Annotated in this window: 7 protein-coding genes; 3 read left to right on the top strand and 4 right to left on the bottom strand. The window is 69.8% G+C overall.

Annotated elements, in window-relative coordinates:
* From H0487_RS21290 to H0487_RS21280, 3 genes are all read right to left on the bottom strand, one after another.
* A partial coding sequence (locus H0487_RS21290) for a hypothetical protein (RefSeq protein ID WP_183096227.1) occupies positions 1 to 315 on the bottom strand: 315 nt, incomplete at its 3' end.
* A 1-nt stretch (position 316) separates the two neighbouring features.
* Positions 317 to 769: a hypothetical protein gene (locus tag H0487_RS21285; protein WP_183096226.1), complete on the bottom strand. Its 453-nt coding sequence runs from the start codon at positions 767 to 769 to the stop codon at positions 317 to 319.
* Positions 770 to 821: 52 nt separating this feature from the next.
* The gene (locus H0487_RS21280; RefSeq protein WP_220793657.1) at positions 822 to 2,195 is read right to left on the bottom strand and encodes an FAD/NAD(P)-binding protein; all 1,374 of its coding nucleotides are present in this window, start codon (positions 2,193 to 2,195) and stop codon (positions 822 to 824) included.
* A 78-nt stretch (positions 2,196 to 2,273) separates the two neighbouring features.
* On the opposite strand from H0487_RS21280, the gene H0487_RS22985 reads away from it, so the two are divergent.
* From H0487_RS22985 to H0487_RS21270, 3 genes are all read left to right on the top strand, one after another.
* Positions 2,274 to 2,426 carry a hypothetical protein gene (locus tag H0487_RS22985; RefSeq protein WP_220793656.1) on the top strand — a complete coding sequence of 51 codons (153 nt, stop codon included), beginning with the start codon at positions 2,274 to 2,276 and terminating at the stop codon, positions 2,424 to 2,426.
* A 270-nt stretch (positions 2,427 to 2,696) separates the two neighbouring features.
* Positions 2,697 to 3,509, top strand: a complete 813-nt coding sequence (locus H0487_RS21275) for a protein kinase domain-containing protein (RefSeq protein WP_183096225.1) — start codon at positions 2,697 to 2,699, stop codon at positions 3,507 to 3,509.
* Between the two features lie 95 nt (positions 3,510 to 3,604).
* The gene (locus H0487_RS21270; RefSeq protein ID WP_183096224.1) at positions 3,605 to 5,233 is read left to right on the top strand and encodes a hypothetical protein; all 1,629 of its coding nucleotides are present in this window, start codon (positions 3,605 to 3,607) and stop codon (positions 5,231 to 5,233) included.
* Positions 5,234 to 5,392: 159 nt separating this feature from the next.
* On the opposite strand, the gene H0487_RS21265 is transcribed toward H0487_RS21270, so the two are convergent.
* Positions 5,393 to 6,097: protein phosphatase 2C domain-containing protein (locus tag H0487_RS21265; protein WP_183096223.1), on the bottom strand; the 705-nt coding region annotated here is incomplete at its 5' end.

Raw genomic sequence — 6,097 nt, 5'->3', positions numbered from 1 at the left:
GATCCGCTCGTCACCGATGGTCACGACGACGTCGCCGTCGACGAAGACCGCCAGGCCGGTCGCGTGCGGCGCGATAGCCGCGAACCCGGGCGACTGGTCGACGGCCGTCGACAGCATGAGCGCGTAGCCGCGCACGAGCTGACGGCCCTGACCGCCGTTGGCGGCGACCATCTGGGCGTGGTCGACGTAGGGGCGTACGACGTCGGGGTCGGTCGACCCGACGAGGAGCACGACCGGCCCGATCCGGGCGAGGGTGCCCTCGCCTGCTCCGGGGACCACGGTCGCGCGGGCCCAGTCCTCCGCTGACTGCTTCACGTCACACGATCCTTCCGCCTTGGAAGCGCCACCGGATGAGCGGCACCCGCATGGGTCCGTTGGTCCAGACCCAGATCACGAACCAGATGATGGAGAAGTCGATGAAGAACGCCCAGAACACCGACGCCGGCGGGTTGCTGCCCTCGATGCCGGGGATCAGGCCGAACTCGAGGAGCAGCCAGACCAGCGCGCCCTCGTTGATCGCGGTGATGAGGCCGAACATCGTCGGCCAGTCCTTCTCCCACCGGAACTGCTGGATCCCGTGGTAGATCAGCTCCCAGCCGACGCCGAGCACGAGGACCGTGAGCAGGATCAGGTAGGTGATCTTGTAGCTCTCCCCGTTGAAGCCGAAGCCGCCGGGGAGGAGCGGGGTCAGGATGAAGGTCAGGAAGCCGCCGAAGACGACGAGCATGAAGACCCGGGTCTGGATCCGCCCGTTGAGGGTGGGCAACATCAGAGGGCTCCTCGGGGGGTGAGTGGGCCGGTGACGATCTCGGTAAGCGTGCTCACGGCTGGTTCCCCAGCAGCCACTTCCACCACTGCACCGTGGACCGGACCGGGCCGATCCTCTTGCAGAAGCCCCGCTTGTTGAGGTCGAGGTAGATCTCCTGCGCGGCGATCTGCAGCCCGAGGAAGGTGTCGACGCCAGGGAAGTAGCCGCCCAGCGTGGTGGCTCCGGACGCATACATCGCGCCGCCGCCGGACTGGGTCCCGATCAGCTCGAAGTTGCGGTCCACGTTGAGCCGCCCGACCGGGTTGCGGCTCGCGCCGCCGTGGTCGAGCAGGTCCTTGAGCAACCGGTGCTCGGCGATGTCCGCCTCGAGGCCGGTGCAGTCGATCACGAAGTCGACCTCGACCGGGACGGTGCCCTGCGCGGTCCGGACCTGGTTGACGATCCGCTCGCCGTTGGGCTGCATGTCGTCGACGGTGCCGACCAGGCACTGGTACCAGCCCTCGCGGCGGCCCTGGTTCATCTGGGCCTGCCAGTACTTGCGCCAGGGGGTGTTGGTGCCGCCCATCCGCTTGTAGAGCTCGGCGCGCTGCTCGCCCTCCAGGCCGCGGACCTGCTTCTTCAGCTGGCCGCCCCACACCGACTTCGGGTAGTTGAAGCCCTGGTAGGCCCAGCCGTTCTCGCCGCGTCGACGCATCGTGATCCGCGTCTTGGGGCCACCGGGACGGGGGTCGGACTCGTTGCCGTAGCCGTCGTTGGTGCCGTTGTAGTACGTGCGGAACAGGTGGACGATGTTGGTCTGGGCACCCTTGAGGAGCCGGTCGTCCATCAGTCGCTGGAGCACCCGCGACGCCACGATGCCGCCACCGCGGACCATCACCGTGCCGGGCTGCTGCAGCAGCCGGTCGTAGACGTGCTCGTGCGACTCGTAGGCGTTGACGATGTGGCTGTAGTCGTTGTTCTCGGTGCGGTAGCGCTGGAGCTCGGGCAGGAACTTCAGGCCCGGGTAGCCCACCGCGATGTGGACGTACTGTGACCGGAACGCGACCCGCTTGGTCGCGGACGCGCCCTCCGGAGGAGTGAGGATCGTGAAGTAGCCCCCGCCATAGCGGCGCCGGACGATGCGGACCAGGCCCTTGACGAGCATCTCGTCGTAGTTGATCCGGTTCTTCTCCCGCTCCATCTGCTCGAAGGCGTTGCCCGCCTTGGGCGTGTAGTAGTCGGCGAAGATCGGCTCGCTGAAGAGCTGCCAGAGGATCTTGAGGTTGCCCTTCATCCCCTCGGCGAAGCCGTAGGAGGGGAACCCCCAGATGTTGTCGGGGCGCGAGGCGGAGTCGGAGCGCAGTCGCTCGCCGCGCGGGATCTGCGAGACCCGGGTGAGGTACTCGTAGGTCTGCCACGGATGGTCCAGCGTGCCGAGGACGCGCATCTGGGAGGTCGGGACGCCGGCGATCCGGAGGTANGCATCTGGGAGGTCGGGACGCCGGCGATCCGGAGGTAGTCGACGGTGACGAAGCTGCCGATCCCGGAGCCGACGGTGACGAACGGGATGTCGACGATCGGGATGCCGGCGGCGGCCACCATCTCGTCGGTCCAGAAGTCAGATCCCAGCAGCTGCTCGTTGAGGTCACCGGCCGGCATGGGCTGGGCCGGGAGGTAGGTGTTGGGGTCCGTGGTGGGAACCACGGAAGCTCCAGTCGGCTCGATCAAGAGAGCCTCCAATTCGTCGTCGGGAGGTTCCGTCACACGTGCGTCCGGAACGCTACACCGGCTACCCGCTGGCGCGCCCGCGAATCCTCGACCGGGCATCCGTCTCGTCAAAAACCGTTCCTGCGGACGATTGTCGAGCGCTCGGCAGGTTTTGATGGGTCGTCTCCGTGGCACGTGCCATGCTGTGAACCGACCGCTCACCAGGACCTACGGAGGAACCGTGCAAGGCATCGCGGACTATGAGTTCATCCGGGCGCTCGGCGAGTCGAACTACGGCACGAACTACCTCGCGAACGCGCCGGCCCGACTCGGCATCGCGGCCAGCGAGGTCGTCGTCAAGGTCATCGCTGGACCGACCTCCGACGACGCGTTCCGTCGCGCGACCCGCGAGCTCAAGCACTTCAGCGTCGCCGACTCCGACCGCCTGGTCGCCGTCTACGACGCCGGCCGCCACGGCGGCGCGTTCTACTACGCGATGGAGTACCTGCCGCTCGGGTCGCTGGAGAAGCCGGCCACCGCGCTCGACAAGGCACGCGCGGTCCACGCGGTCCGCGACGCGGCACTCGCGGCCCACGCCCTCCACGAGCGCGGCATCGCGCATCGCGACATCAAGCCGGCCAACATCCTCATCGCCGACGACGGCGGTCGGCTCTCCGACCTCGGCCTGTCCCAGCTGCTCTCACCGGGCATGGTGATGACGGGGCTCGGCCAGATCGGCCTCGAGTACACCGATCCCGCGATCATGACCGGCGGCGCCGCCTCCCGCGCCAGCGACGTCTGGTCGCTGGGGGCGTGCCTCCACTTCGCGCTCACCGGTCACGGGGTCTATGGCGACCTGCGCAGCACCGAGCCGCTGCTGCTCGTCCGGACGATCCTGGCGTCGCAGCCGACGCTCGACGCCGACCTGCCGCCTGCTGCAGCCGATCTCATCGCCTCCTGCCTCGACAACGACGTCACGGCTCGGCCCAAGACCGCAGCGGCAGTGGCCGAGGGCGCGGCGGGCATCGCCAGCGGCCTCGGAGCCGGAGTCTGACCAAACTTCCGGGTGCAGTGCCACACCTGAGGCTGGTGCGATCGTAAGATTCACCGGTCGGCACCAGCGACGCCATCACCGAGTTGGGGAGTTTCATGGAACTGCACGAGAGCCTGTACGCCCTGGGCCGCAGCCAGGGTCGGGAGCTCTTCAACGACGCCGACAGCTTCCGCGGTGCGCTGGACGACTACCTCGACGAGGACAGCGCCACCACCGGCGACATCAACCTGCTCGTCGACGCGGTCCGCCTCGGCGCCTTCCAGGCGATGATGACGATGCTCGACAGCGGTGCGGACGCCGACCGTGCGGTCAGCGAGGCCGGCAACCGCCTCGCCCGTGACCGCGGCAGTGCTGACGTCGGCGGCGCCAAGTGGGCGCTCGCGGTCCTCGGCTACGCCACCGGCAAGGTGTCGGACGTCCAGGTGCGCAGCTATCGCACCCAGCACGCCTCCTCCCCGGTGCCGCCGCCGGCCGGCCCGCCGACGATGCTGCCCCCGACCGGTGTCCCGCCGATGAGCGCACAGCCGCCGGTCTCCGCTGCCCCGCCGCCGCCCGGCGTCAGCGCGCCGCTCCCGACCGCGCCGGTGTGGCCCACCTCCGGGGGAGCGCCCGGCGTCCCCGGCTCTTCGCCCGCCCCGACCCCCGTGGGCGCGTCCTCCTACGGCGCTCCGCCGCCCTCGTCGTACGGCGGGGGCTACACCCCGGCCGCGCCGAAGCAGCGCAAGACCTGGCCGATCGTCGTGGGCATCGTGGCCGCGGTCGTCCTCGTCGGCGGTGGCGTGGTGGGCGGCGTGGCCGCCCTCACGGGTGGCGACGGTGACTCGGACGCTGACGACGACAAGTCGACGACGCCGGTCTCCACCGAGCCCACGACCCCGGAGGGTCCCGGCACGTTCGAGGAGATCAACGCGCGCTACGCCAGCCTCGGCTCGCAGGTCACCTCGGGCATGGACTCCTGCGACATCGGGAGCCTGCAGTCGGGCCAGACCGACAAGGTCCAGTGCACGTTCCCCAACGGCACCCTGGTGCTGACGACCTACTCCTCGGGCTCCGAGCTGACCGCGGCCCGCGCGCGTCGCCTCAACAGCGCTGAGGGCACGATCGTCGCCGACGTCGACTCAGGTGCCTACTACCGGTTCGACCCGACCACGGCCGACTCCACGAGCACCGACGCTCCGATCCTCTACTGGGACAGCGCCGCGGGCGTCCAGTCCGCCGAGCTGACCGGCGGACCGGGCGTCAATGCCGACCAGCTGGACCCGGCGTTCAACGCGATCTCCGCGACGGTGACGCCGCCCGACGAGCTGTCCGACACCGATGTGATCGCGTTCGCCGAGCTGTTCGGCGTCATCAACTGCCAGCGGATCCCCACCGAGGTCGACGGGGAGACCGAGGAGAGCAAGTGCAAGCGGTCGGGTCGCAACACCTGGGTCGCCAAGTTCGACAAGGTCGGTGACCTCCGGCAGTACCGCCAGAACGCCAAGACGCTGACCAAGGAGGACGGCGACCTGGTCGTCGACTACTGGTACAACGACACCAACAGCAACGGCCAGCAGGACGCCGACGAGCCCGAGCAGGGCAAGATCTACGGCTACGTCGAGGAGCAGGACAGCGGCGGCGCCTACGGCGTGCTCTTCATCGACGACCTCGACTGCCGCTGCTACCTGCAGATGTACGACAAGGGCCAAGGCGACCCCGAGAAGCTCTACGGCCTGATCTTCTAGTCGGCGCGAGCGCGTCGCCGCNCACCCGCCCCCCCCGGGGCGGCCCCCCCGGCGGCGCCGCGCTGCCGCGCGCGCAGTCGAGGTAGGTGCCGCATACGGCTGAATGGCGGCTCGCCGCAGCGGCTCGGGGCTGTTCGCCGCAGGGGGAGCCGCTGTGCCCTACGGGGCGTCGAGCGTGTCGGCTAGCTCGGGGAGGGCGATGGTGCGCTCGGGGTCGACGGGGCGGTCGCTGACGCCGAGGCCGAGGTCGCTGCGGACGATGATCGCCATCGAGGTGTCGTCGCCGCCGATCTGGGCCGGTTCCTCGAGCCAGGTAGGGAGCTGCTCGCGCATCCACTCCAGGCCGCGGGTGCGGCCGAAGTCGACGAGCTGCTCACCGGTCTGCTTCCACCAGCCGCCGGCGTCGACGCGCGAGGTACCGAAGCCGTCGGTGCACAAGAAGACGAGCGCGACGTCCTCGACGCGGGTGTCGATGACGGTCGTCCGGAGGGCACGCAGCGGGTCGGGCTCGCACAGTGAGCTCGTGTGCATGCCGTCGAGCTCGGGGTCGTCGGCCACGGCGCGCTGGGCCTCGCCCTGGTCGGTCACCAGGACCGCGTCGCCGTCGCCGATCTGGAGGACGACGAGCAGGTCGCCGGACACCGCGGCCGCGAGCAGGGTCGTGCCGTAGGGACGCAGCGGGTCGTCGGCGGCGTAGGCCTGGCGCTCGTCACCGAGGTCGAAGGGGTTGGCCTCGATGTGGTGACGCACCTTCGTCGTCCAGGTGTCGACGATGGCGGCGGCCGCGGCCGTGACGAGGTCGCCGGCGGTCTCGGGCTCGCTGAGCTCGCCGACGACCCGGCGCAGCTCCTCGACCGCGCTGAC

This window comes from Nocardioides stalactiti (assembly GCF_014180715.1).
GTDB lineage: Bacteria > Actinomycetota > Actinomycetes > Propionibacteriales > Nocardioidaceae > Nocardioides > Nocardioides stalactiti.
Note: the sequence above shows the minus strand (reverse complement) of the source record. Positions and strands in the feature narration are given on the sequence as shown.

Bases quoted from the DNA above. Each gene is read 5' to 3' on its own strand.
- H0487_RS21285 (WP_183096226.1), bottom strand. From the start codon at position 769: ATGTTGCCCACCCTCAACGGGCGGATCCAGACCCGGGTCTTCATGCTC.
- H0487_RS21280 (WP_220793657.1), bottom strand. From the start codon at position 2,195: ATGCGCGTCCTCGGCACGCTGGACCATCCGTGGCAGACCTACGAGTAC.
- H0487_RS21270 (WP_183096224.1), top strand. From the start codon at position 3,605: ATGGAACTGCACGAGAGCCTGTACGCCCTGGGCCGCAGCCAGGGTCGG.